This is a genomic window from Streptomyces sp. BBFR25, assembly GCF_044590125.1.
Lineage (GTDB): Bacteria > Actinomycetota > Actinomycetes > Streptomycetales > Streptomycetaceae > Streptomyces > Streptomyces canus_D.
This window is the reverse complement of record NZ_CP172447.1, coordinates 8,515,695-8,539,473: the sequence shown is the minus strand read 5'-3', so window position 1 is coordinate 8,539,473 and position 23,779 is coordinate 8,515,695. Positions and strand designations below refer to the sequence as shown.

General features: G+C 69.9%; 23 protein-coding genes and 1 pseudogene. 15 read left to right on the top strand and 9 right to left on the bottom strand.

The window, feature by feature from the left end:
- Positions 1-19 precede the first annotated feature (19 nt).
- Positions 20-1,066 carry a zinc-binding alcohol dehydrogenase gene (locus tag ACGH52_RS38390; RefSeq protein WP_210975759.1) on the bottom strand — a complete coding sequence of 349 codons (1,047 nt, stop codon included), beginning with the start codon at positions 1,064-1,066 and terminating at the stop codon, positions 20-22.
- Positions 1,067-1,191: 125 nt separating this feature from the next.
- On the opposite strand from ACGH52_RS38390, the gene ACGH52_RS38385 reads away from it, so the two are divergent.
- Genes ACGH52_RS38385 through ACGH52_RS38365 form a run of 5 tightly spaced genes read left to right on the top strand, consistent with a single transcriptional unit; the run spans position 1,192 to position 6,668 of the window.
- Complete coding sequence (locus tag ACGH52_RS38385; protein ID WP_121702424.1) at positions 1,192-2,595, top strand: ABC transporter substrate-binding protein; 1,404 nt, start codon at positions 1,192-1,194, stop codon at positions 2,593-2,595.
- A 30-nt stretch (positions 2,596-2,625) separates the two neighbouring features.
- Positions 2,626-3,639, top strand: a complete 1,014-nt coding sequence (locus ACGH52_RS38380; RefSeq protein ID WP_121702423.1) for a carbohydrate ABC transporter permease — start codon at positions 2,626-2,628, stop codon at positions 3,637-3,639.
- The gene (locus tag ACGH52_RS38375) at positions 3,636-4,520 is read left to right on the top strand and encodes a carbohydrate ABC transporter permease (protein WP_121702422.1); all 885 of its coding nucleotides are present in this window, start codon (positions 3,636-3,638) and stop codon (positions 4,518-4,520) included. Before ACGH52_RS38380 ends, ACGH52_RS38375 begins: the two co-directional genes overlap by 4 nt.
- A 17-nt stretch (positions 4,521-4,537) precedes the next feature.
- On the top strand, positions 4,538-5,740 hold the full coding sequence (locus tag ACGH52_RS38370; RefSeq protein WP_121702421.1) for an ROK family transcriptional regulator: 1,203 nt from the start codon (positions 4,538-4,540) through the stop codon (positions 5,738-5,740).
- Positions 5,741-5,774: 34 nt separating this feature from the next.
- The gene (locus tag ACGH52_RS38365) at positions 5,775-6,668 is read left to right on the top strand and encodes a Gfo/Idh/MocA family protein (RefSeq protein WP_121702420.1); all 894 of its coding nucleotides are present in this window, start codon (positions 5,775-5,777) and stop codon (positions 6,666-6,668) included.
- A gap of 214 nt (positions 6,669-6,882) precedes the next feature.
- On the opposite strand, the gene ACGH52_RS38360 is transcribed toward ACGH52_RS38365, so the two are convergent.
- The 6 genes from ACGH52_RS38360 to ACGH52_RS38335 all read right to left on the bottom strand — a co-directional run bounded on the left by ACGH52_RS38360 (position 6,883) and on the right by ACGH52_RS38335 (position 12,603).
- Entirely contained in the window at positions 6,883-7,995 is a 1,113-nt protein-coding gene (locus tag ACGH52_RS38360; RefSeq protein WP_121702419.1) for an NAD(P)/FAD-dependent oxidoreductase, read from the bottom strand.
- A 268-nt stretch (positions 7,996-8,263) separates the two neighbouring features.
- Positions 8,264-9,028, bottom strand: coding sequence for an SDR family NAD(P)-dependent oxidoreductase (locus ACGH52_RS38355; protein ID WP_121702418.1), 765 nt, complete (start codon positions 9,026-9,028; stop codon positions 8,264-8,266).
- 436 nt (positions 9,029-9,464) lie between these two features.
- Positions 9,465-9,833 carry a DoxX family protein gene (locus ACGH52_RS38350; protein ID WP_193777651.1) on the bottom strand — a complete coding sequence of 123 codons (369 nt, stop codon included), beginning with the start codon at positions 9,831-9,833 and terminating at the stop codon, positions 9,465-9,467.
- 544 nt (positions 9,834-10,377) lie between these two features.
- The gene (locus tag ACGH52_RS38345; protein ID WP_121702416.1) at positions 10,378-10,938 is read right to left on the bottom strand and encodes an NADPH-dependent FMN reductase; all 561 of its coding nucleotides are present in this window, start codon (positions 10,936-10,938) and stop codon (positions 10,378-10,380) included.
- A gap of 191 nt (positions 10,939-11,129) precedes the next feature.
- Positions 11,130-11,639 (bottom strand): SsgA family sporulation/cell division regulator, encoded by a 510-nt coding sequence (locus tag ACGH52_RS38340; RefSeq protein WP_399946332.1) that lies wholly within the window; start codon positions 11,637-11,639, stop codon positions 11,130-11,132.
- Positions 11,640-12,012: 373 nt separating this feature from the next.
- Positions 12,013-12,603, bottom strand: coding sequence for a TetR/AcrR family transcriptional regulator (locus ACGH52_RS38335; protein WP_121702414.1), 591 nt, complete (start codon positions 12,601-12,603; stop codon positions 12,013-12,015).
- A 175-nt stretch (positions 12,604-12,778) separates the two neighbouring features.
- Between ACGH52_RS38335 and ACGH52_RS38330 the strand changes: the two genes are divergently transcribed.
- The 4 genes from ACGH52_RS38330 (at position 12,779) to ACGH52_RS38315 (ending at position 16,993) form a co-directional block, all read left to right on the top strand.
- The gene (locus tag ACGH52_RS38330; protein WP_121702429.1) at positions 12,779-13,408 is read left to right on the top strand and encodes an isochorismatase family cysteine hydrolase; all 630 of its coding nucleotides are present in this window, start codon (positions 12,779-12,781) and stop codon (positions 13,406-13,408) included.
- On the top strand, positions 13,405-14,982 hold the full coding sequence (locus tag ACGH52_RS38325; protein ID WP_399946327.1) for an aldehyde dehydrogenase (NADP(+)): 1,578 nt from the start codon (positions 13,405-13,407) through the stop codon (positions 14,980-14,982). Before ACGH52_RS38330 ends, ACGH52_RS38325 begins: the two co-directional genes overlap by 4 nt.
- Before the next feature lie 64 nt (positions 14,983-15,046).
- The gene (locus ACGH52_RS38320; protein ID WP_121702412.1) at positions 15,047-15,532 is read left to right on the top strand and encodes a lipocalin-like domain-containing protein; all 486 of its coding nucleotides are present in this window, start codon (positions 15,047-15,049) and stop codon (positions 15,530-15,532) included.
- A 183-nt stretch (positions 15,533-15,715) separates the two neighbouring features.
- Positions 15,716-16,993 (top strand): MFS transporter, encoded by a 1,278-nt coding sequence (locus ACGH52_RS38315; RefSeq protein WP_121704284.1) that lies wholly within the window; start codon positions 15,716-15,718, stop codon positions 16,991-16,993.
- Positions 16,994-17,465: 472 nt separating this feature from the next.
- Here the strand turns inward: ACGH52_RS38315 and ACGH52_RS38310 are convergent, their stop codons facing one another.
- Positions 17,466-17,951, bottom strand: a complete 486-nt coding sequence (locus ACGH52_RS38310) for a helix-turn-helix domain-containing protein (RefSeq protein ID WP_121704285.1) — start codon at positions 17,949-17,951, stop codon at positions 17,466-17,468.
- Positions 17,952-18,167: 216 nt separating this feature from the next.
- On the opposite strand from ACGH52_RS38310, the gene ACGH52_RS38305 reads away from it, so the two are divergent.
- From ACGH52_RS38305 to ACGH52_RS38290, 4 genes and pseudogenes are all read left to right on the top strand, one after another.
- The gene (locus ACGH52_RS38305; RefSeq protein WP_121704286.1) at positions 18,168-18,986 is read left to right on the top strand and encodes an enoyl-CoA hydratase/isomerase family protein; all 819 of its coding nucleotides are present in this window, start codon (positions 18,168-18,170) and stop codon (positions 18,984-18,986) included.
- A gap of 113 nt (positions 18,987-19,099) precedes the next feature.
- Positions 19,100-19,999 carry an alpha/beta hydrolase gene (locus ACGH52_RS38300; RefSeq protein ID WP_121704287.1) on the top strand — a complete coding sequence of 300 codons (900 nt, stop codon included), beginning with the start codon at positions 19,100-19,102 and terminating at the stop codon, positions 19,997-19,999.
- Positions 20,000-20,265: 266 nt separating this feature from the next.
- The gene (locus ACGH52_RS38295; RefSeq protein ID WP_121704288.1) at positions 20,266-20,697 is read left to right on the top strand and encodes an ester cyclase; all 432 of its coding nucleotides are present in this window, start codon (positions 20,266-20,268) and stop codon (positions 20,695-20,697) included.
- A gap of 68 nt (positions 20,698-20,765) precedes the next feature.
- Positions 20,766-20,930, top strand: a pseudogene (locus tag ACGH52_RS38290) (ricin-type beta-trefoil lectin domain protein); the annotation flags it as partial.
- Between the two features lie 161 nt (positions 20,931-21,091).
- Here ACGH52_RS38290 and ACGH52_RS38285 read toward each other — a convergent pair.
- The gene (locus ACGH52_RS38285; protein ID WP_399946321.1) at positions 21,092-21,874 is read right to left on the bottom strand and encodes an MBL fold metallo-hydrolase; all 783 of its coding nucleotides are present in this window, start codon (positions 21,872-21,874) and stop codon (positions 21,092-21,094) included.
- 267 nt (positions 21,875-22,141) lie between these two features.
- Between ACGH52_RS38285 and ACGH52_RS38280 the strand changes: the two genes are divergently transcribed.
- On the top strand, positions 22,142-22,540 hold the full coding sequence (locus ACGH52_RS38280; RefSeq protein WP_121704290.1) for a 6-carboxytetrahydropterin synthase: 399 nt from the start codon (positions 22,142-22,144) through the stop codon (positions 22,538-22,540).
- 404 nt (positions 22,541-22,944) lie between these two features.
- The gene (locus tag ACGH52_RS38275; RefSeq protein ID WP_121704291.1) at positions 22,945-23,697 is read left to right on the top strand and encodes a lysophospholipid acyltransferase family protein; all 753 of its coding nucleotides are present in this window, start codon (positions 22,945-22,947) and stop codon (positions 23,695-23,697) included.
- Positions 23,698-23,779: the final 82 nt, after the last annotated feature.

Genomic DNA, 23,779 nt, shown 5'->3' with positions numbered 1-23,779 from the left:
TGCGGACTCGAATATCCGGTCAGAACTCCAGGACGACCTGAAGCGCCTCGGCGGGCCGCTCGTCCAGCAGTACGTAGGCGTCGGCGGCCTCGGCGGCCGGAACGACATGACTCACCAAGGCGGACACGTCGACCTGGCCCTCGGCGACCAGGCGCAGGAAGGTCTGCTGGAGGCGTTCGACACTCCAGCGGTTCGACAACTGCGGGGGGACGCCGCCGATCTGGGAGCAGATCAGCTGGACCCGGTTGTGGTGGAACTCGTCGCCGAGGCGCAGACCGATGCCGTCGCCCTGGTAGAAGCCGGAGGCCACCACCCGTCCGCCGACGGCCACCGAGCGCAGCGCCTCGTGCAGGGCCGGGTAGGCGCCGCTGATCTCGATGGCGAGGTCCGCGCCCTGGCCGCCGGTGGCCTCGCGGACGCGTTCGGCCACGGCGTCCGTGCGGGCGTTGAGCGTCTGGTGGGCGCCGTAGTGCTTCGCGGTCTCCAGGCGGCCGTCGAGGGCGTCCACGGCGGTGACCCGGGCACCGTTCAGCTGGGCGAGCCGGGTGGTGAGCAGGCCGATGACGCCCTGCCCGAAGACGGCGACGTCCTCGCCGACGTGGATGTCACCGGCCAGGACGGCGTTGTACGCGATGGCGCCGACCCGGGCGAAGGCCCCGGCCAGCGGCTCCAGTCCGGCCGGCAGGGTGTGGCCGATCATCCGCTCGGCGGGGACGATGCCCTCGCTGCGGTGGCCCCAGATGCCCCACACCAGGTCGCCGGGGACCGGCAGACCGGGGGTGCCGGCCAGCTCCGGGGAGACCTCGACGACCTCGCCGACCTCCGAGTAGCCCCAGCCGGCCACCGGGTACTCGATGCCGGCGGCACCGTCGCGGAAGAGCCGGGCCTCGGCGTCCCAGGTCCGGGTCAGGTACGGGTTGGTACCGCGGTAGGCGGTGAGTTCGGTGCCCGCCGAGATGCCCGAGTAACGGGTGCGGACCCGCAGGTGGCCGGGCGGCAGGTCGGCGCTGTGATGCTCGGCCACGTCGACCTGACGGGGGCCGGTGAATTGAACGACGCGTTCCACGGGGGGCTCCGGAGGGTTGCGAAACTGAGTTGTGGCGACAATATCTCGAAGTTATGTCTTGTCAACACGCAAAACAGGTGCTGTGATGCGTTCCTGGTTGACATAAGTCGGAACGAGGACACGCGATGCGCATCAGGAGTCTGAGGTCGAGGACGACCGCGGCCGGCATCACAGCAGCCCTGGGTATCGGGCTGCTGGCGGGCTGTGCGGGCAGTACCGGGCCCGGCAAGCCCGACCGGGAGATCACGGTCTGGTCCCAGGAGAACCTCCCCGACCGCGTCGCGGCGACGCAGAAGGTCATCGACGGGTTCGAGAGGAAGACCGGCATCAAGGTCAAACTCGTCGGGGTCGACGAGGCGCAGATGCCTCAGTTGATCATGTCCGCGGCCGCATCCGGGAAGCTGCCGGACGTCATCGGCGCGGCCCCGATGGGCCAGGTGTGGCAGATGTACAGCAATGGGCTGCTGAACACCGACATCCCGAAGCAGATCGTCGACGAGCTCGGACGGGACACGTTCAACGCCAACGCGCTGGACCTGACCTCGGACGGCGCCACCAGCCTCGGTGTGCCCTCCGACGCCTGGCTCCAGCTGCTCGTCTACCGCAAGGACCAGCTGGAGAAGAAGGGGCTGGCGGCCCCCGACACCTACGCCAGGACGCTGGCCGCCGCCAAGGCGCTCACCACCAAGGGACATGACGGGATCTCGGCGGCCACGGACCCCAGCGACGCCTTCACCTCGCAGAGCTTCGAGAGCCTCGCCCTCGCCAACGACTGCCAGCTCGTCGACGACCGGCACGAGGTCGCCCTCGACTCCCCGGAGTGCGACACCGCCTTCAAGACGTACGACCAGCTGACCCGCGCCTACGGCGCCCCGGGCACCCAGACCGTGGACTCCACCCGGGCCACCTACTTCGCGGGCCAGTCCTCCATGGTCATCTGGTCGTCGTTCCTGCTGGACGAGCTGGCGGGACTGCGCAAGGACGCCCTGCCCAGCTGCCCCGAGTGCAAGAAGGACCCGCAGTACCTGTCGGACCACAGCGGCATCGTCACCGCGATGCAGGGCCCCGACGCGAAGGACGCGGCGCAGTTCGGCGAGATCACGTCCTGGGTGACCACGAAGACGGCCGAGACCGCGGCGTCCCGGGAGTTCATCGAGTACATGATGGGCACCGGCTACGAGTCCTGGTTCGGTCTGGCGCCCGAGGGCAAGATCCCGGTCCGCAAGGGGACCGCCGCCGATCCCGACCGCTACCTCGACGCCTGGCGCTCCAGCGACATCGGCGTCGACACCCGCAAGCCTCTCGACGAGGTCTTCCCCAAGGCTCTGCTCGACCAGCTCGCCGACGGCGTCAGCAACATGCGCCGCTGGGGCATCACCCAGGGCGAGGGCGCCCTCGTCGGTGCCACCAACGGCGAACTGCCCGTCCCCAAGGCCATCGGTGCCATGTCCGGCGGCCAGATCTCCCCCTCGGAGGCGGCACGCGAGGCCGACGAAGAGGTCGCCGCCCTGAAGAAGTCCCTGCAGTAGCCGTCCCCCTGCACCTCACGAAGGTCCCTCATGACTACAGCTCCAGCCGGCGCGCCGCAGCGCCGGGACACCGACCCCCCGGCACGGTCCGCCTCCCCGGGCCGGCGCCCGATGACCGCCAGCCGACGAGAGAACCGAGCGGGCCTCGCGTTCGTCTCCCCGACCTTCTTCGTGGTCCTCGTGGTGGTCGTCCTGCCCATCGCGTGGACCGTGCTGCTCGCCTTCCAGAAGGCCAAGCTCGTCGACATCCAGGGCATGGGCCTGTTCGGCAACTGGTCCCTGGACAACTTCTCGCAGGTCTTCGACTCGGCCGGCTTCTGGTCCAGCCTGTGGACCACCTTGCTGTACACGGCCGGAGCGACCTTCGGCTCCATCGGCCTGGGCCTGATCGCCGCACTGGCGCTGCGCAAGCCGTTCAAGGGGCGCGGACTGATCCGCGCGGCCATGCTGCTGCCCTACTGCGCGCCCGTCGTCGCCGTGGCCTTCGTGTGGGAGGTCGCGCTCAGCCCGCAGTACGGCATCGTCAACGACTGGGGACGGCGCCTGTTCGGCTGGGACGACCCCATCGCCTTCCTGTCCACCCGCGCCTATGAAGTGCACGTGCTGGGAGTGCACTTCGACATCCCGCTGGCCCTGCTGACGGTCATCGCCTTCGAGACCTGGCGGTACTTCCCCTTCGCCTTCCTGTTCATCCTGGCGCGGCTCCAGGCGGTCCCGGACACCCTCGAAGAGGCCGCGCTGGTCGACGGGGCCACCCCCACGCAGCGGTTCCGGCACATCCTGCTGCCGCAGCTGATGCCCGTCATCGCCCTGCTGTCCGTACTGCGGTTCATCCTGACCTTCAACAAGTTCGACGACGTGTACCTGCTCACCGGCGGCGGTGCGGGCACCGACGTCGCCGCCGTGCGCGTCTACGACTTCCTCACCGCCCGCTACGACGTGGGAGCCGCGGCCGCCCAGGCACTCGTCCTGGCCGCCTGCCTGGTCATCCTGCTGGGCCTCTACTTCAAGTTCTTCGGCAACAAGGTCCAGGAGGAAGCGTGACGCGCAAAACGGCCCTGACCCGGGCCCAGTTCGAGGATCGGTTCTTCGGCGTCCTGCGCTGGTTCGTCGTCGCGTTCCTCGTGGTGATCACCGTCCTGCCCTTCTACTACATGGTGCTGCTGTCGCTGAAGCCCATCGACGCGCTCCTGCTCGACCCGGGCTCCCTGTGGATCTCCGCGAAGGACTTCACCCTCGCCACCTACCAGGACGTGCTGCGCTCGACCGACGCGGGTGGTCAGGGCTTCCTGAAGTTCCTGCTCAACTCCGCGCTGGTCTCGCTGGGGACGGTCGCGCTGACCCTGGTGGCCGCCGTCCCCGGCGCCTACGCGGTCAGTCGGCTCAAGTTCTTCGGAAGCCGCCAGGTCAGCGCGCTCTTCCTCGCCGTCTACCTCTTCCCCACGACGCTGCTGGCCGTCCCGCTGTTCGTCATCTTCGCCAAGATCGGCCTGTCCTCGAACCTCGTGGGCCTCGCCATCGTGTACGTCGCCCAGACCGTGCCGGTGACGATCTACATGCTGAAGAACTACCTCGTCACCATCCCCGCCTCCATCGAGGAGGCCGCGGCGCTCGACGGAGCCTCCCGGATCCAGACCATGCGCAAGGTGATCCTGCCGCTGGCGCTGCCCTCCCTGATGGCGACCGGCCTCTACGTCTTCATGATCGCCTGGAACGAGTTCCTCTTCGCGCTGCTCTTCCTGGCCGCCGACCCCGACAAGTGGACGGTCTCCCTGGGCCTGGCCCAGCTCTCCAACGGCATCGAGGTACCCAAGACCGTCCTCATGGCCGGCTCCGTGGTGCTCACGATCCCCGTGGTACTTCTGTTCTTCGCCGCCGAACGCCTGCTCACCGAGGGGCTCACCAGCGGCGCCGACAAGAGCTGAGCCGTGAGGGAGACTCGATGACGTCAAATCAGGTCAGCGCGGGCGAGGTGCTCCAGCTCATCCGCAGCGGCCGTGCCAACACCCGCGCCGACCTCCAACGTGCCACCGGACTCTCCCGTTCCACCGTCGGGCAGCGCCTCGACCTGCTCAACCGGGCCGGTTGGCTGCGTCACACCACCGGCACCTCCACCGGAGGGCGTCCATGCGACCAGATCGAGTTCGATCCCGGCCACGCCTCGGTCATCGCGGTGGACCTGGAGACCCGGCACGCTCGCGCCGCCGTACTCGACCTCGCGGGGACCGTCATGGCCGAGTACACCGGAGAACTCGACATCGCCGACGGACCCGACCAGGTTCTCGACCGGGTGGCCCGCTGGCTGCCCGACCTGATCGAAGCGGCCGGTACCGTCCCGGCGGCCATATGCGGCATCGGCCTGTCCGTGCCCGGGCCCGTCCACTGGGAGGTGGGCCGGGTCGTCCAGCCGCCGATCATGCCCGGCTGGGACCAGTACCCCATCCGTGAGCGTCTCCAGGAGGCATACGCGCTCCACGTGAGCGGCGATGCGGATAACGGGCGGCCGGTGCCGGTCTTCGTCGACAACGACGCCAACCTCATGGCACTGGCGGAGCAACAGGCCAATCACCGGGACTGCGGTTCCTTCGTCCTCGTCAAGGTCTCGACCGGCATCGGCGCCGGAGTGGTGATCGGCAACGAGGTGTACCGGGGCATCGACGGGGGCGCCGGCGACATCGGGCACATCCGCCTGCACGATCACCCCGAAGCCCTGTGCATGTGCGGCTCCTACGGCTGCCTGGCCGCGGTGGCCAGCGGCCGGGCGTTGGCGCGCACGCTCGCGGAGCTGGGCCTGCCGACCTCCTCCGGGTCCGACGTGAGGCGCCTGCTCGCCGAGGGCAATCCCGAGGCGATCCGCCTGGCGCAGCAGGCCGGCCACGTGGTCGGCGCCGTGCTGGCGACCGTCGTCACCCTCCTCAACCCGGGTGTCCTCATGATCGCCGGAGACCTCGCCGGCATCCCGTTCACCACCGGTGTGCGCGAGGTGCTCTACCAGCGGGCCATGCCGCGCACCACGGCGAACCTCACCATCGTCTCCTCGCAACTCGGTGATCACGCGGGCCTCGTGGGCGCCGCGGCCATGGTCGTCGGGTTGCTCTATTCCGCCGAGCAGGCCGACGACCGCCTCAGCCGGCTGTCACCGTGACCGTCGTGCCACCGAGAGCAAGAAAGAAGCAGCCGTGACCACCGATCTCACGCCCTGGTCCCACCGACCCGTCGATGTCGGGCTCGTGGGCGCCGGCCCGTGGGCCCGCGCGATGCACGCCCGCGTCCTCGCCGCCGGCCCCGAGACGAGGCTGGCCGCCGTGTGGGCTCGCCGCGCCGACGCCGCGCGGGAGGCCGCGACGCCCTACGCGGCCCGTGTCGCGACAGACTTCGACGAGTTGCTGGATCACTGTGAGGCCGTCGCCTTCGCGGTCCCGCCCGCCGTCCAGGCCGAGCTGGCGCCCCTGGCGGCGAAGGCCGGCAAGGCCGTCCTCCTGGAGAAGCCACTCGGTCCGGACCTGAACTCCGCCCGGCGGGTGGCGGACGCCGTGGCGGAGGCGGGCGTGGTGTCCCAGTTCGTCCTGACCAAGCGGTACCACCCCATAACGCGTTCCTTCCTGGAGGCCGCGCGTTCCGTCGAGGTCGCCGGCGCCCGTTCGTGTTACCTCCACGGCGCTTTCCTCGGCGGTGAGATGGCCACGGGCTGGCGCCTGGAGCACGGCGCCCTGCTCGATCTCGGTCCTCACCTGATCGACCTTCTGGACACGGCGGTCGGTCCCATCGCCGCCATCCGCGCCACCGGAGATCCGCGCCGATGGGTCGAGCTGACCTGCGAACACGCCAACGGTGCCGTCAGCCAGGCGTCACTGTCAGGGTCCGTCAACGTGCAGCGTGCCATTACCCGGGTGGAGCTCTTCGGTTCCGAGCAGCCCCTGGTGTACGACACGGCCGGCATCGACCACGAGGACTGCTGGCCCGTCCTGCGCCGCGAGTTCGCCACCGCCGTGCGTACCGGTACGTCCGCCGAACTCGACGCACAGTACGGACTACGCCTGCAGGCGTTGCTGGACGGCATCGTGCTCGGCTGAGACGCCGTGGACCGGTCCGCCCGCTCGCGCGACCGAGGGTCGCGGGAGCGGGCGGACTTGCGACCGCGCAGGCCGCCGGGTGGGAGCCTGCCTGCCGCCGGCAGCGTCCACCGCGTACCCGCTCAGGGGCCGATGAGCTTCTCGGCGACTCGCTCCCCGGACGCCGCGACGAATTGCGGCGACGCCGCGGGCGCCGGCGGGGTGGTGCCCACCCTCACCCCGCGGTGTGCCCCAGCAGCTTCCGCATCGCCGGCACCGCGAGGTGCTTGCTCTTCAGTACCGCCGTGGCCCTGTTGCCCAGGACGAGGACATCGCGGCCGAGGGCCGGAAGAAGTGTGGTACCACCGTCGGGGCCGAACGGCACGGAGAAGGCGCGTACAGGTGCGGGCTTGTAAGGACGCGGCATGGCCCCGTGCTTGCTGTGGTCCAGGTAGGCACGGATGTTGTGGGCAGTGGCCTCGCCCTGCGCGACAGCCGACGGACTGAGTTTGGCCTCCGACACGTCGTTGACGTCGCCGATCGCAAAGATGTCGCGCTGCCCGAGGACCCGCAGGTACTCGTCCACCTTGACGCGGCCGCGCTCGTCGAGCCAGCGTCCCAGCCCCGCCAGCCGGAGCCAGAGAGTGTTGGGAGTGGTGCCCGTCGTCCAGAACACCACGTCGGCGTCGAGAGGGCTTCCCGCCTGGTCCTGCAGGCGCATGCCGGCACCGCCCGCGGAGGAGACGAAGGTGTCGAGGAGAACCTTCACGTCATGTCGCTCCAGCCAGGAACGCGCCTGCCGGCCCATCCGGCCGGTGCCGTTGTGGGAGAGCAGCTTCGGCCCGGAGTGCGCGAGGGTGATCGTGGCCCCGGGGTTGGCGCGCCGCAGTTCCGCGGTCAGCTCCACACCCGAGGGCCCGCCTCCGACCACCAGAATGCTGTGAGCCGCGGCGACGCGGCGTTGGTGACCGCGGAAGGCCGCCGCGGCTTCGGCGACGGTGCTCCCCGTGAAGCGCGCGGGCTCCTGGTAGTCGGCGCCGGTCGCGATCACGAGTGCGTCGTAGGCCACCCTGTGGCCGGTGGTGAGGACCACTAGGCGGTGCTCAGGCTCGATGCGGACCGCCTTGTTCCTCACGACATGACCGTTGACCAGCAGCGATTCGTACGGGATGAAGGGGGAGTGGGTCCAGTCCGCGTCGGCACTCGCCCGCAACGAGGCGATGCGGTGGAAGAACGACTCCTTCAGGTCGATCAAGGTGACGTCGGCGTCCGCGTCCAGTTCGCGCGCCAGGCGGACGCCGGCGTACCCCCCGCCGATGATGACGACTCGTCGCGGGTTCGTGGTCATGATCAGCGCACTTCTTTCGGCTCAGGCTGAGGGTGTCCGGTCTCGGTGACGCGGTATGCCGCGTTGGTGTCCCGTTGGTTGAACGCCTGAACAGGTCCCGTCGGTTCATGCCCCGGTCACCTCGGGCACGGAACTCATGCGAGCCCGACGCATGTGTGAACCCCTCGTGTGCATGGCCGCCATGCGCCTCGTGGCCTCCGGTGGGGTGTGGACCCGCTTGCCCCGGTTCTCCGCGTACGGGGGGCGAGGGGCCTGCGTCGGGGCCGCGTCACCAGGCGCTGGATCCGCCGTCGACGGGGTAGTTGGCTCCGGTGATGTAGCTGGCGCGGTCGGAGGCGAGGAAGGTTGCGAGCTCGATGATCTCCTCGGGTCGGGCGAAGCGCTTGAGGAGGGTCTTGCTGGTGATGGCGGCGCGCGCTTCCTGATTGTCGCCGAGGTCGCGGTCGCTGGCGGGGGTCAGGACGGGACCTGGGCTGATGGCGACGGCGCGGATGTTGTGCGGGGCGCCCTCGAGGGCGAGTTGGCGGGTCATACCGATGACGCCCGCGTTGGCGGCGGTGTGGGCGACCATCGGAGGAGTGGAGCCGGCGATGAGACCGGCCTCGGAGGCAACGTTGACGATGACTCCGCCGCCGCGCTGGACCAGGTGGGGCCAGGTGTACTTGGAGACGAAGAAGGGGATGTCCAGCTCACCCGCTTCGGTGGCGCGCCAGTCCTCGACCGAGAAGTCGGGCATGGCGCCGAAGCGCTGCATGGCAGCGTTGTTGTAGACGATGTCGAGTCCGCCGTACGCAGCGGCGGCTCGGTCGGCGAGGTCGTGCACCTGGTCTGGGTCGGTGAGGTCGACGGGGGCGATGCCGGTCATGTGACCACCGGCTCGGTGAACGAGTCCGACGGTTTCCTCGTTGGCCTCGGTCTGGATGTCGGATCCCACGATCTTCGCTCCCTCTCGGGCGAAGGTGAGTGCGGCGACGCGGCCCATGCCGCCCGCTGTGCCGGTGATGAGAGCTACCTTGCCGTCGAGGATTCCCATGGCAAGCCTCCTGATCGATGAGTACACCGTGGTGTGTGTACGAGGGGCTGTGATGCCGGGCAGCACGTCCAGGGCCGCACGTAGGCGAGAGGTGTGTCGCGACGCGGCACTCGCGGACGGTCAGGTACTGACGTGGGTGTCGTCCGGCACTCCGGTCGGGGGACGTGGTCCCCTGCGCCGACCGGATTATTTGCTTGACGCTGCAACTATAGCTCGCGTGGCGTGGACGTCAAGTGATTCGAGGGTAATGTCCGATACGGATGGGTGCGGTGAGGTGACGGGCGCCGCGAAGTGACGGGCGCGGCACCGGTGCCGCGCCGAGCGACGTTGCCACCGCATGCGAAAGGGGACGCGCGCCCGGCGGCGTGCGTCCCCTTCGGCGCATCTCCGGTGCTGCGACCGGAGAACTGTCAGGACCATGACAGTCAGAGAGGTGTCACTGCGAGGCGGCCAGGGTGGCGGCCGCCGCGACGGCGACGAGCGCGAACAGTACGGGGGCTGACGCGGCACCCCGGGCCTCGGCGTCCGCGTAGTCGCCCCACTTCGCGTGGTACCGGATCGCTCCGAGCATCATGACGAGCATGCCGACGGCGGCGGCGATTCCCAGCGGCTGCCACCAGATGCCGGCGATGAGACCTGCCGCCGCGGCCACCTCGGCGAGACCGATGAAGCGCACGAGGCCCGCGCTGAGGCCCTTGGCCACGAGTTCGTCCGGCACGCTGCCCTTGAGCTGTGCCTTCGGTGCGCCTGCGGCCAGGGAGACGAGAGCGAGGAGGGCGCTGAGGATGACGGCGGCGATGTACACGATGATCCTTGTCGAAGAGGTTGAACGGCTGGGGAGGCGGCGTGGTGGGGTGAGGGTGTGCGCCCGCGGTCCCGGTGACCGGCCGGACGGCCGCGGTGCCTGCGGGGGCGCGCCGGATTCACGACGGTGCGGTTCGGCGACGGACCGTCGGATGACGGGTCGGTGCGGCTGCGGCGGAGACCCTCGTGGGAGGCGTGCCGCCGGGGGAGCGGACTTCAGCCGGCTGCTCCCTGCTCCTGCGCCGGCTCATGGACCGGCTCCCTCCTGCTGGGCGGGGAGGTGATGCGGCCCGGCCGTCGCGGCGGACGGTGTCGTCCGCCCGGCGCGCACCCGCGGCCGAGCGCGGTGTGCTCGGCGTGACTGGTGAGCAGCCGAGCGGCGCCGTGGCGCGACCTCCTGCGAAGCGAGGCCGTGCTCGCGGCACCCGTCCCGGGCACCGCGGGAGGGCCGTCCCAAGTGAGACGGCCCTCCCGGCCCCGGCCCCGGATGTGAGCGGGAACGAGTCCCGTTCGCCTGCGGAATGTGGCACCCGCAGGATTTGGTGCTAGGCGGCACGCAGCGGGGCAAGGGCCCCGCTCCACGCCAGCACCTGGTCCAGGACGACGCCCAGGGCGTCGACCTGGTGGTCGCCGGGCTTCAGGACGCTGAAGTTCTCGAAGTCGTGGAACAGCGACAGGCCGACCTGGGCGCGCACGTCGGCCATCTGCAGTTCGCCGGCGACGAGACGGAGGTGCTCGACCGCACGGGCGCCGCCCATGGCGCCGTAGCTGACGAAGCCGACAGCCTTGTTGTTCCACTCCGCGAAGAGGTAGTCGATCGCGTTCTTCAGAACACCGGACGTCGAGTGGTTGTACTCGGGCGTCACCATGATGAAGCCGTCGAAGGACGCGACCTTGCGGGCCCACTCCTGCGTGTGCGGCTGGGAGTACTGGCCCATCGACGGCGGAAGCGCCTCATCGAGGTGCGGGAGCTTGTAGTCGAGCAGGTCGACCAGCTCGTACTCCGCGTCACCGCGCTTGGAGGCGACGTCGAGCACCCAGCGGGCCACGGCCTCGCCGTTGCGTCCGGGGCGGGTGCTGCCGAGGATAATGCCGATCTTGGTCATGCTGAGCCCTTCTTGAAAGTCACCTCGAGAAACGCAACGAGATGTAGTTGCTCTGACAAGTAAGTTACCAGAAGAATTTGCTCAGTCAAGTAACGGGGTGGTTCGAGGCGCCCGTCACGGCTTCTGCCCGGCGTCCGGGCGGGGGGCAACGGACCGTGCGGACGATCCCACCGAATCACCGGTCGGGCGTCTCATGCCGCCCCGTCGTCCGGCCCCTCCATCACCAGCCAGGAGGCGAGGGCTCTGTCGATCTGCGGCCCGGTGCTTTCGGTCCCGGCCGCGACCGTGTCAAGGGTCCGGTCAAGGAACGCGCGCAGGGAGGCCGCCTGCACGGTGAGGACGGTGGTGCCGTCCTGCGAGCTGACCCGGATGCTCACGGCGCCGCGGCCGGCGTCCAGGTGCCGTCGTCTGCGGGGCACGGGCCAGACTTGCACGTCGGCAAGGCCGGCCGGCCTGGAGATGCCTTCGGTCAGCAGATCGCGGGCGAAGACCCATTCCACCGGCGGTGCCTCCTCCGTGTGCACCGCCATGCGCACCGCGTACGGATCTGCGGCGCTGTAATGGAAGGCGATGGCGACCGGCACGGTGACCAGCCCATCGAGCAGGGCGGATCCCTCGCACCAGCAGGACACGTCGGATTCCGGGGTGGGGGTCGGACCGAAACCGGCAGAAGGTGGATGGCTCATGGCGCGCTCGTTCACTTTCGTCACTGTGCCGGAAGGACGCGTCTGGCAGGGTTCGCGTGGACGCGTCGAGGAACTTGCCAGCTGTCCGCAGGCCACCTCGCCAACAGACGACCGGTCGACTTAATTCCTGGGAAACGGAGCGAGAAGGGCCGGGCGTACGGGGTCTCGGCGGGGTCTCACCGCGGCCGTCGTGAGGCCGGAGGGCGGTGGAACCGGTCTCGTGGCACGGTGCGGCGTGTGGTCGTCCTGCGAGCCGCTGACCGTGGGGCGAGGCGACCTGGCCGACGGGTGTGGTCGCGCGAGCACCGTTCGCACTCGTGCGAACGGTGTGGATGGCGTCGACCTGGCCCGAGCGCGGCCTCGCCGGCCCGAGCCCCATGCGTGGGTGTCAGGCGTCGGTGGAGATGTCGCGGTCCGTGCGGCGCACGAGCTGCTCGGCGACGGTCTCCAGAAGTTCGTCGGAGAAGGCATTGTCGGCCACGGCACGGGAAATGAGAACGGCGCCGACCATCGCGCTGAGGGTGAGCATGGCCTCGGGCCCGGCATTCTCCCCGTCGTCGTCCAAGCCTGCGATCAGGTCCAGGTAGGTGCGGACCTGATTCTCGTATGCCTGCTTGACGTGCTGGTCACCACGTCCGGCGGCGGCGCCGAGGGTGACCAGGGCGCATCCGGTGGCGGGTCCGTCCCGGTGCTGCTTGGCGAGGTATGCCTCGATGAGACCGGCTCGTGCGTCCCGCTCGTTCCTGCGAGCGGAACGTTCCATCTTCGCCGTTCCCTCCGTCAGCGCGAAGTCGGCGGCCTGGGCGATGAGGTCGTCCCGGGAAGCGAAGTGCTTGTAGAAGCCGCCGTGCGTCAGGCCGGCCTCGTTCATGAGTTCCGCGACGCCGGGGCGATCGACGCCGTCCACGCGAATCCTGCGCGACGCGCTCCGCAGCACGCGTTCGCGGGTCGCCGCCTTCTCCGCCTGCGAGTGGCCCATGACAACCCTGCCTTTCGTGGGGTGGCGTCGTGCGGACGCTGCACGACTGGATGACGCCCATCATACATCTGCGCCCGTGACCGCAGGGCTGAAGAAGTCTTGACTTGACTTTGAGGATGATGTGCGTAATCTACAAAACAGGATGATGCTAGTCATCCAGATCGGAGTGGACACCATGACCCGCACCTATGACCCCAGCCACACGGCCGTACTGCTGGTCGATCCCTTCAACGACTTCCTGTCCGAGGGCGGCAAGATCTGGCCACGCCTCGAACCGATGGCGGAGAAGATCGGCCTGCTCGACCACCTGCGCTCCGTCGTCGCCACCGCACGCGAGACCGGCACGCGACTGATCTTCGTCCCGCACCGCCGCTGGGAAGAGGGCGACTACGAGACGTGGAACCACCCCAACCCCACTCAACTGGGCATCATGGAGCGCCACAGTTTCGCCCGCGGGACATGGGGCGGGGAGTTCCACCCTGACTTCCAGCCGCAGCCCGGCGAGACCGTCGTCGCCGAGCACTGGGCGCAGAGCGGTTTCGCCAATACGGACCTGGACTTCCAGCTCAAGCAACACGGCATCACCCACGTCGTGCTCGTCGGGCTGCTTGCGAACACCTGCATCGAGTCCACCGGTCGCTTCGCCATGGAACTCGGTTACCACGTCACGCTCGTACGCGACGCCACCGCGGCCTTCCTGCCCGAGATGATGCACGCCGCGCACGAGCTGAACGGGCCCACCTACGCCCACGCCATCACCACCACCGACGAACTCATCGCCGCGTTCGAGGGAGCAAACGCATGACACTGACCGGAGACCTGCTCATCGGCGGAGGCCGGGTGTCCGCCACCGCGGGAACCATGAAGGCGTTCAATCCCGCCACCGGAGCGTTCATCGAGCCCGAGTTCGCCTTCGGCGGACCCGCCGAAGTTGACCGCGCCCTGCGCCTCGCGGACGAGGCGTACGACACGTACAGCCGCACGGGACTGGAGGAGCGAGCGGCGTTCCTCGAGCTCATCGCGGACAAGCTCGAGGCGGTCAAGGGCGAACTCGCCGCGCGGACCTCCCTGGAAACCGGTCTGCCCGCCGCGCAGTTCGAGGGCGAGGCCGTACGGACCGCCGGTGTCTTCCGCAAGTTCGCCGTCGTGGTGCGCCAGGGCCGGTTCCTCCAGGCGGCCATCGACCCCGCGCAGCCGGACCGTCAGCCGACTCCGCGGCTGGACCACCGGCTGCAGAAGGTGGCCCTCGGTCCCGTGGCGATCTTCGGCGCCAGCAACTTCCCGATCTCCTACTCGGTCGCGGGCGGGGACACCGCCTCCGCCCTGGCCGCGGGCTGTCCCGTCGTTCTCAAGGCCCACAACGCCCACCCGGGAGCCGCCGAGATCGAGGGCCGGGTCATCCAGGAGGCCGTCGCCGAATCCGGCCTGCACCCCGGCGTGTTCTCCCTCGTGCGTGGTCCCGGCAACGAGATCGGCGAAGCGCTCGTGGACCACCCGCTCGTCAAGGCGGTCACCTTCACCGGCTCCGAGGCCGGCGGCATGGCCCTGTACCGCCGGGCCCAGCAGCGCCCCGAGCCCATCCCGGTCTTCACCGAGATGACCAGTGTCAACCCGACCTTCGTCCTGCCCGCCGCCCTCGCGGCCCGCGCTGCCGAGATCGGCACCGGCCTGGTGCAGCGCGGCATGTACAACGTCGGACAGGCATGCCTCAAGCCCGCCGTCCTCCTCGCCGTCGAGGGCCCCGGATACGCCGAACTGCGGGACGCGGCCATCACCGAGGTGGAGAAGTGGGCCGCGCGCCCCATGCTCACGCCCGGCATCCACGACGCCTACACCCGCAGCGCCCGGCGCCACGAGGACAGCGGCGCCACCCGGCTCGGCCAGGGAGCCCAACCCGTCGGTGAGGCGGACGGGCAGGCCCTCCTGCTCGAGGTCACGGGAGAGCGGCTGCTGGCCGAGCCCACCTTGCGCGAGGAGGTCTTCGGCCCCGCCCTCCTGCTGGTCAGGGTCGCCGACACGGAGGAACTGCTCGAGGCGGCCCGCGCCTTCCGCGGGCAGCTCTCGGCCACCCTCCACGCCGACGCCACCGACCGTCCCACCGCCGAACAGCTGCTGCCGATCCTGGAACGCCGTACCGGGCGGATCGTGTTCAACGCGTTCTCGATCCCCCAGGAGGTCTCGTACGCCTCCACCCACGGCGGCCCCTTCCCGGCCACCTCCGACAGTCGTTTCACCTCGGTCGGCATGGGCGCGATCGACCGGTTCATCCGTCCGGTCACGTACCAGAACTTCCCCGACGAGCTCCTGCCGCAGCCCCTGCGCGAGGACAACCCGCTCAACCTGTGGCGCCTCGTCGACGGCGAGTTGACCCGGCACTGAGGCAGCGACGGGTCCCGCCCGCACCCGGCGGGACCCGTCCGTCCCCGCGAGAACAGGAGTACCCATGACCGCGACGAACCCGGCCGCAGAAGGTGACGAGCGACAGGCCCGTGCCGACGTCCGCATGAAGCTGCTCGGGGCCTGGCAGCTCGTCTCGTACACGGCCACCAGCGCCGAGGGGGAGGTCATCCACCCCCTCGGCCACACACCGTACGGCCTGATCCTCTACACCCCCGAGGGATACATGTCCGCTCAGCTGGGGCGTGGGGACCGGCTCCCCTTGAGCACGCCACGCCTGGAGGAGGCGACACCCGACGACCTGGCAGGGGCCGCGGCCGGGTATGTGGCCTACGGCGGCCCGTTCGAGGTGATCGATCCGCACACGGTGGAGCATCACGTCACCACCAGCCTCTTCCCCAACTGGATCGGACGGACCCAGGTGCGGACGGTGCAGTTCGCCGGATCGTTCCTGCGGCTCGGCGTCAGCACCCCCACGCGGCTCTGGGGAGCCGAACGCACGGCCGAGCTGACCTGGAACAGGCTCCTCTGACCAGCAAGAACCCCGTGCGGACCCGCTCGCGGCTGCGCCGTCGTCCTCCCCTCGACGAGCGGTTGCAGGCCGTGCGGGCACAGCTCGACCGACCTGGGGGCGGGCCTCCGTCCGCCCCCGCCGACTCATCGAGAGTCCCGTCCCCACCCGCCCCGTCCGTGAACCCATGCGCATGAGGAATCCATGACCAGCGCAGCCACCCGCCCAGGTGTCAAACGAGGAACCGTCCCGGTCTTCGCCACGGCGACCGCGATCACTGTCTCCAACATCTACTTCGCCCAGCCGCTCCTCGACGAGATCGCCCACAGCTTCCACACCTCGGCCTCCACCGCCGGGGTGGTGGCCACCGCGGGCCAGATCGGCTACGCGCTGGGCATCGTCACCGTCGTGCCACTTGCCGACGGGGCCAGGCTCCGCCGGCTGTCCACCCTGCTACTGGTGATCACCACCGTCGGCCTCCTCGCGGGCGCCGTCGCCCCCTCGGTCGCCCTCCTCGGCCTGGCCGCCCTCGTGCTCTCCGCCAGCACGGTACTGCCGCAGGTCATCATGCCTACCGTCGTGTCCATGGCGTCCGAGGGCAACGCGGGGCGCGTCCTGGCCGCCGTGGGCACGGGGCTCACACTGGGAGCCCTGCTGTCGCGGACCGCCGCCGGTCTCGTCGTCGAAGCGACTGGAACCTGGCGCGCCGGATTCATTGTGGCCGCCGTGGCCACCGGCGCCCTGCTCCTGGTGCTCCCGCGCTACATGCCGGACGACCCCCCTGTGCCAGCACGGGGGAAGGAGAGTTACGCCCGTCTGCTGGGCTCCCTCCCCAGGCTGTTCACGCAGCACGCGTCGCTGCGTGTCTCGGCGGCCCTCGGGGCGACCGTCTTCGCGGCGTTCTCCGCATTCTGGTCGTCACTCGCCTTCCACCTGACCGCGCCCCCGATCGGACTGGGACCCGCCGTCATCGGGTTGTTCGGTCTCTTCAGCGTCCCGGGCGCCCTGGCCGCACGGTACTCCGGGCGCATGGTCGACCGTTGGGGCCCGCTCCGGGTCAATGTCATGGCACTCACGTCGGCGGCGCTCGCCTTTGTCCTGTTCGCGGTGGCCGGCCGGTCACTGGTGCTGCTGGCCGTCGGGTGCAATCTGCTCGGCTTCGGCACGACCAGCAGTCAGATAGCGAACCAGGCACGCGTCTTCGCCGCGCAGCCGACCATCCGGGCCCGGCTCAACACCGTCTACATCTTCTCGGTGTTCGCCGGGGGTGCCGCCGGTTCCGCCGTTGCGGCAGCGGCCTTCTCCGCTGTGCGGTGGACCGGCGTGGTGGTGACCGGCCTGGGTTTCCTGCTGCTCGCGGCGGTCGTGCTGACCTGGCACACCAAGCGAACCATCCACGGGCCCGCCGGTCGGACCCCAGCCGCCGCCTCCGGCCGGGCAGCCGCGTCCGACAGGGCCGCGGCCCGGGTCGGCGGCCGGTAGGGCCCTCAGAGGAGGCGCACCCACGGTCCGGGGCTCTTCCCTGGGCGCCGCTCGAAGCGGAGCGTGAACCTTGCGGGCGTCGGCTCCGTTGTCCTTGATGAAGGGTGCCCGCCGTCTGCCCGTGGGGACGGCGGGGGAGGGGATGACCGGTTGATGGTCATATTGCCCGTAGTCCGTACAGGCGTACAGTCCCCCCGGCTTGTCGCCTGTACCACTCTCGGCGGTCCTGCCCTCGTGTCTGCCGGATGGAGGGCGGGACCGCCTCCCGCCGATGCCGGTCGCGTGACTTTCTGCCGTTGACGGACAGGCGCCCCCGCCAGGGAATGCCAGCCGCCTCGCGTCGTATCGGCTCACGCGCTCCAACGATGCGCAACCGGTCCGCCGACAGGGCCCGCGACCGGGGGAGGACTCCCGGACCGCCCCGGCACGCGTGCTCGGGAGAAGGCGGCAGTGGCGCGCCGGTCCGGTGGGTTCACGCCACGGGGCGGGTGGCGTCGTGCGCGGCCGGGGCGCCGAGGTCAACGTCCTCAAGCGGTGCCTCCGTGCCGTCGCCATCCACAAAGGCGACCCGCAGCGCACGACCGCTGGTCCGGCTGCCTCGACGCACGAGTGGGCCGTCGGGATGCGGGCAGTGGTGGTCCCCCCACTGCTGCAGGGCGCCGAAGACCACGACGAGGTCCCGCCCCGAGGCGGTCAGGTGGTAGGCCATGCGGGATCTGGCCCCCTCCTCGCGGTAGGGCCGCTTCTCCAGCACTCCGCCCTCCACCAGATCGCCGAGGCGCTGTGTCAGGACGTCACTCGCCACCTGAAGCCGGGCCTTGAACTCCGAGAAGCGGGTCTCTCCGTTCAGAGCCTCACGCAGTATCAGCAGGTTCCAGCGATCGCCGACTATCTCCAGCGCGCGGCCGATGGAGCAACGTGTGTCACCTGTGGCTGATACGTGGCTCTTCCTCGGCATGTCGCCATTCTACCTCTGGGACGTTGTTTCCAATCCAGGGTGCTAGATTGGAATCCAGGTTCCAGCGGTGCGGCTGCCCGTGACCGCGATCCGGGTGAGTGATCCGGTCTCTGCCGGGACGGATCAGACGCACCCCGCCTGCTTTTGCTCGAACCGCCCTGCCCCTCATCAACGCCTCGCGGCGCAACAGGCCCGCTCGTCTATCAGGAGATCCACATGAGTGCCCATGACCAGTTCTCGGTCGAGGAGATCAGCCCCTCCTACTGGCGGGTGACCTTCTCCAACGGGGAGATCAACCTGATCGACCCCGACACCATCGAGCAGCTCGCCGCGCTGATCACCCGCATCGAGCAGGCACCCGAACTGACGGCCGTCGTCTTCCGCAGCGCCAACCCGGACTTCTTCATGGCGCACTGGGACATGCAGTCCGACCGCTCCCGTGTCGCCGCGATGCAGCCCGCCCCCTCCGGCCTCCACCCGTTCGCCGACAACCTGTACCGGCTCGCGAAGGTGCCCGCCGCCACGATCTCCGAGATCAACGGACGTGCTCGCGGGGCCGGCAGTGAGTTCGTGCTGGCCACCGACATCCGTTTCGCCGGGCCGGGCGCCGTCCTCGGACAGTTCGAGGTGGGCGTCGGGTCGGTCCCCGGCGGCAACCCCACCGGCCGCCTCCCGCGCCTCGTCGGCCGGGGACGCGCCCTGGAGATCCTTCTCGGTGCCGACGACTTCCCCGCCGATCTCGCCGCGGCGTACGGTTATGTGAACCGCGTGGTGGCCGACGGCGAGCTGGAACAGTTCGTGGACGGTTTCGCCAGGCGCGTCGCAGGCTTCGACAAGGTCGCCGTCGCCCGGATCAAGTCCCTGGTGGACGTCGAGTCCCTGCCGACGGAAGAGTCCTACGGTGCGAGCCTGCAGGCATTCTTCCAGACCTCCGGACGCCCCGAGAACGCGCACCGTGTCCGCTCCCTCTTCGAGCGCGGCCTCCAGCGCCCCGACGGGGTGGAACTCGACCTCGGCCGTCGTCTGGCCGAGTGAACCGCGACCGGCCAGAGGACAGCTCCGGAATCACGGTCGCCGCAAATGGGGGCCTGCGGCGACCGCCCCGCACCCGGCCCCCGTACGTACTGGCTGACCCGGAGGGACAAGGCGTGACGTTCACGCGAAGTGACGTGGAGATACCGGCTGAGGGCGCGACCCTGGGGGCATGGCTGTTCGTACCCGAAGGCGCCGAGGAGCCGTTGCCCGCCATCACCATGACCATCGGACTGGGCGGGATCAAGGACCAGGGGCTCGAACCCTTCGCCAGGGCCTTCGCCGAAGCGGGCTACGTCGTGCTCGCCCACGATCACCGGACCTTCGGGTCCAGCAGCGGGACACCGCGACACGACGTGCACCCATGGCAGCAGATCGCCGACTGGCGCCGGGCGATCTCCTATCTGGAGTCGCGCCCCGAGGTGGACGAGCGGCGCATCGGTCTGTGGGGCACCAGCTTCGCCGGCGGCCATGCCCTGGTCCTCGGCGCGACGGACCGTCGGCTGCGAGCAGTGGTGGCGCAGGTTCCCATGATCAGCGGACTGCAGATCGGTCAGCGCCGCGCCCTCCCGGAGCACCAGGCCGTGATCGAGCAGCGCTACGACCAGGACGAGCGCGCTCAGCTACGGGGGAGCGCGCCGGCGACGGTCGCCATCGTCAACAAGGACCCTGACGCCCCCGCCCTCTACCATGATCCCGACGTCGTCGACTTCTATCTGCGAGCGTACGACTCGGACGTCCCGTGGGAGAACAGGCTGACGCTGCGGTCGAGCCGCAACAGCCGCATGTACGAGCCGGGCGTGTACATCGACAAGATCTCCCCGACGCCCCTGCTGATGATCGTCGGCACCCACGACACCATGACCCCGACCGACATGGCGCTTGCCGCCTACGAGCGTGCCCTCGAACCCAAGCGACTGGAACTGATCCGGGGCGGACACTTCTCGCCCTATCTCGAGGAGTTCGACTCCGCCTCCACCGCGGCCACCGAATGGTTTGGGAAGCATCTGTCCTGAGCAGTCGCGCCCTGGGTGGGGGTGCCCGGCCCTCGGCACACCGTGGCCGCGACGCGGTGTGCCGAGGCCGTGGCGGAGTCGGGACGGCTGCTCCCTGGCCGGAACCGGTAGGGCCGGCCGTCCGCACGCTGACCGGCGTGCGACCCGCTCGAATCTCCGGATGCCGTCACGCGGCGCCGGGTGGACACTGGAATCTCGGGTTCCGGGCCGACCTGCCAGGCAGTTCCTCGCGGACCGGTGGTGCCGCAGCGCCTCAAGGAGCGCATATGTCCCGACAGACGAACCTCGCTGCTCAGACGGCTTTCGCCCAGGCTGTCATGGAGGGTGATCTCGACGCCTTGGACAAGGTCGTGGCACCCGGATCGATCGACCACGATCCCGCTCCGAACCAGGGTGCCGGGCCCGAAGGGTACAAGGCGATGTTCACCGAACTGCGGACGGCGTTTCCCGACCTGAAGGTCGAGGTGGAGCATCTCCTGGCAACAGACGACGAGTTGGCGTTCGCCTACACCATCAGCGGAACGCACCGAGGGCAGTTGATGGGACATCCACCGACGGGAAAGAGAGTGTCCTACCGAGGGATGCAGATCAGTCGTTTCGACGGTGACGGCATGCTCGTCGAGCGCTGGGGCAGCAGCGACGAGCTGGGGATGCTCCGGCAGCTCGGGCTCGCCGCCGTGGCGGCACCGCAGCCCTAGGAGGACACCGGCCGAAGCGGCACGAGGGCCTTGGGCCCGAGGGGCGGCCACGACGCCGGCGTCCGCGTGTGCAGTTGTACGACTGCAACGGTTCCGGGGCGCAGACCTGGCGACAGCAGGCCAACGGCACGTTGGTCAACCCGCAGTCGGGCAAGTGTCTCGACGCCACGGGGCCGAGCTCGGCCGATGGCACACGGTTGCAGATCCGGTCGTGCGGCGGCGGTGCCGACCAGAGGTGGACCCTGCCTCCTGGGCCGGCTGAGCCCGCGTCCGGTCCGCCGGCGCGGGCGCCCCGAAGAGCGCCGGTGCCCGCTTCACGGGGGAGCGGGCACCGGCCGTCCCGGGCAACACGAGCCGCCGGGCCGACGGCTCGGGCCCGTGTCCGGCGGTGTCGTCAAGCCTCGATGCGGACCTTTCGACGTGAGCGGGCCTGGGCCAGGGCGACGGCTCTCCTCGGGGAGTCCCGGAGAGCGGGGCCGTGCCCCGGAGCGATTACATCCGCGTCCACGTTCTCCAGAACATCAAGGGCGTCGAGGGCCTGGGCCCGGTTGGTGTGAAACATGCCGGGCAACAGCTGAGGTCCGGCGAGACGGGATGTGGGGTGCGCCGTGACCAGCGCGTCCCCGGCGACCAGAATTCCGCTGCGCGGCAGGTGATACGCGCAGTGTCCCGCCGTGTGGCCCGGGGTGTGCAGGGGGACCGGGCTGCCGGGCAGATCCAGAGCGTCCGTGGTCGGGAAGGCCTGCGGATGGAGGACGGGCACGTGTGCGGTGCCTCCGGCGCGGAGGGCGTGCACGGCCCACGGGATCACGCCCGGACGCCAGGACTGACCGAGTACCTGGCCGACGGAGACCTGGTCGAGGTAGTCACGGCGGGCGTGGGGGACCTCCTCGTGGTGCATCAGTACGGGCACGTCGTACCCCGAGCGGAGGCGCTCGGCCGATCCGATGTGGTCGTTGTGCGCGTGGGTGACCAGCACGGCGGTCACGGAGCGCGGGTGCAGACCGACGGCGTCCAAGGACGCCAGCAGGGTGTCGTGGTCGCCGGGGTACCCGGTGTCGATCAGTGTGCAGTCGTCGCCTTCCTTGACGATCACCCAGTTCGTGTTGCTGCCGGAGACCTGGAAGATGTCGTCACCGATGCGGACGACGGCGTCCTCCCGTAGAACCTGTCGCATTTCCTCTGTCTTCCCTGTCGGCCCTGCCGGTGCGGACGCAGTCGTGCACGGCACAGCCACGCACGGTGTCGGCGCGCGGTCCACGACCGGTGCCATAGGAGACACGAGTGGCGGGCCGGCGAAGTTCACGCTCGCCCGGGTGCGGAGGCGACACGTATCTTGACCCGTGGCCATCGGTGGGTCGGCCACCGGCGCCCTGCGAAGTGCCGCGGCAGGGCTGAGCGAGCCGTCAGGGGGCCGTGGTCACCCCGCACAGGGAGGAAGTTCATGTTCAGTCTCACCGTTCGTGACCACATGATGGTCGCCCACAGCTTCCAGGGCGAGGTCTTCGGGCCTGCCCAGCGACTGCACGGGGCGACGTTCGTCGTGGACTCCACCTTCCGGCGCGAGGAGTTGGACGAGGACAACATCGTCGTGGACATCGGTCTGGCGACCCGGGAGCTCCGTTCCGTCATCGACGACCTCAACTACCGTAATCTGGACGAGCATGATGATTTCGCCGGGGTCAACACGTCCACCGAATTCCTCGCCCGGGTGATCGCGGACCGCCTCGTCGACCGGATCCGCAATGGCGCGCTGGGGAAGGGCGCGTCGGGCCTGGCCCAGGTCGCGGTGACCTTGCGCGAGTCGCACGTGGCCTGGGCGACCTACGAGCGCACGGTGTGACTGCGGTCGCGCGCCTCACTCTGCGGCCCTCTGGACGCCGGACCTCGGCGGCGGGTCCGCCGCGTCGGTCCGCACCGGTTGATCGGCATACACGCAACGCCTAAGATGTTGTCGCGTCAAGCAAAGTGGGCGGTGCTCGACGGGTCGCACAGGGTGCGGCCGAGCGGCTTCCGACGGGCGGGCATACAAACACTCCCCGTCCCGTCCACGCGGACGCAGGATGAACCTCGCCCTTCGGCGGACTCGGGGCTCTACGCTCCGCACGCCCTCTTTTGCGCCCTGGTGCGCCCGGAGAGGTGAACCCACTCGGCAGGAAGGCGCCGCCGGCGCTGCCGCCCACCGTCCTGCGCCCGGCGACCGTACGGCGACAGGTAGAAGCGGCCACGCCGCGCAGACACAGGAGGATGCCGGTGCCCGGCAGGACGCACAACCCCTACGGCCTCTGGTACCGACTGGCGGCCGGCATGGTGAGACCGGTGCTGTTCCTCCTCGTCGAACGCCGGTGGCGCGGTCACGAGCACATGCCGACCGAGGGCGGCTTCATCACCGTCGCCAACCACATCTCGCACTTCGACCCCCTCACCTTCGGGCACTTTCAGTACAGCAGCGGGCGCCCGCCCAGGATGCTCGCCAAGGCTTCTCTGTTCGGCATCCCCTTCGTGGGCGCGATGCTGCGCCGGACCGGTCAGATCCCGGTCCACCGCGGGACGGCTGACGCCGCGAGCGCGCTCCGCTCTGCGGTCGACGCCGTCGAGGCGGGTGAGTGCGTGGCGATCTACCCGGAAGGCACCATCACACGCGACCCCGAGATGTGGCCAATGACGGGCAAGACCGGAGCGGCCCGGATCGCCCTGACGACCGGGGCCCCCGTCATCCCCGTCGCCCAGTGGGGTGCCCAGCACATCGTGCGACCCTACGCGCGCGGCGGTCGCGGCGACCGGCGGGTGTGGCTGGCTCCCCGGCAGACCGTCCACGTGGTGGCCGGAGCCCCCGTCGATCTCAGCCGGTACACAGGGCGACCCCTCACGCCCGACGTGCTCAAGGGCGCCACCGAGGACATCATGGCCGCCATCACCGCGCTGCTCGCCGAGATACGGCAGGAACAGCCCTCGACGCGTCGTCACACCCACGGTCGTCCGGCGCGGGAAACCGCTTAGCGGACCGCCTGGCCCGGCGGCGGAGGTGGCCGCCGCGACGGCGGCTCTTCCAGGGCAGGCGACCTCGGCGCCGCTTCGCCGC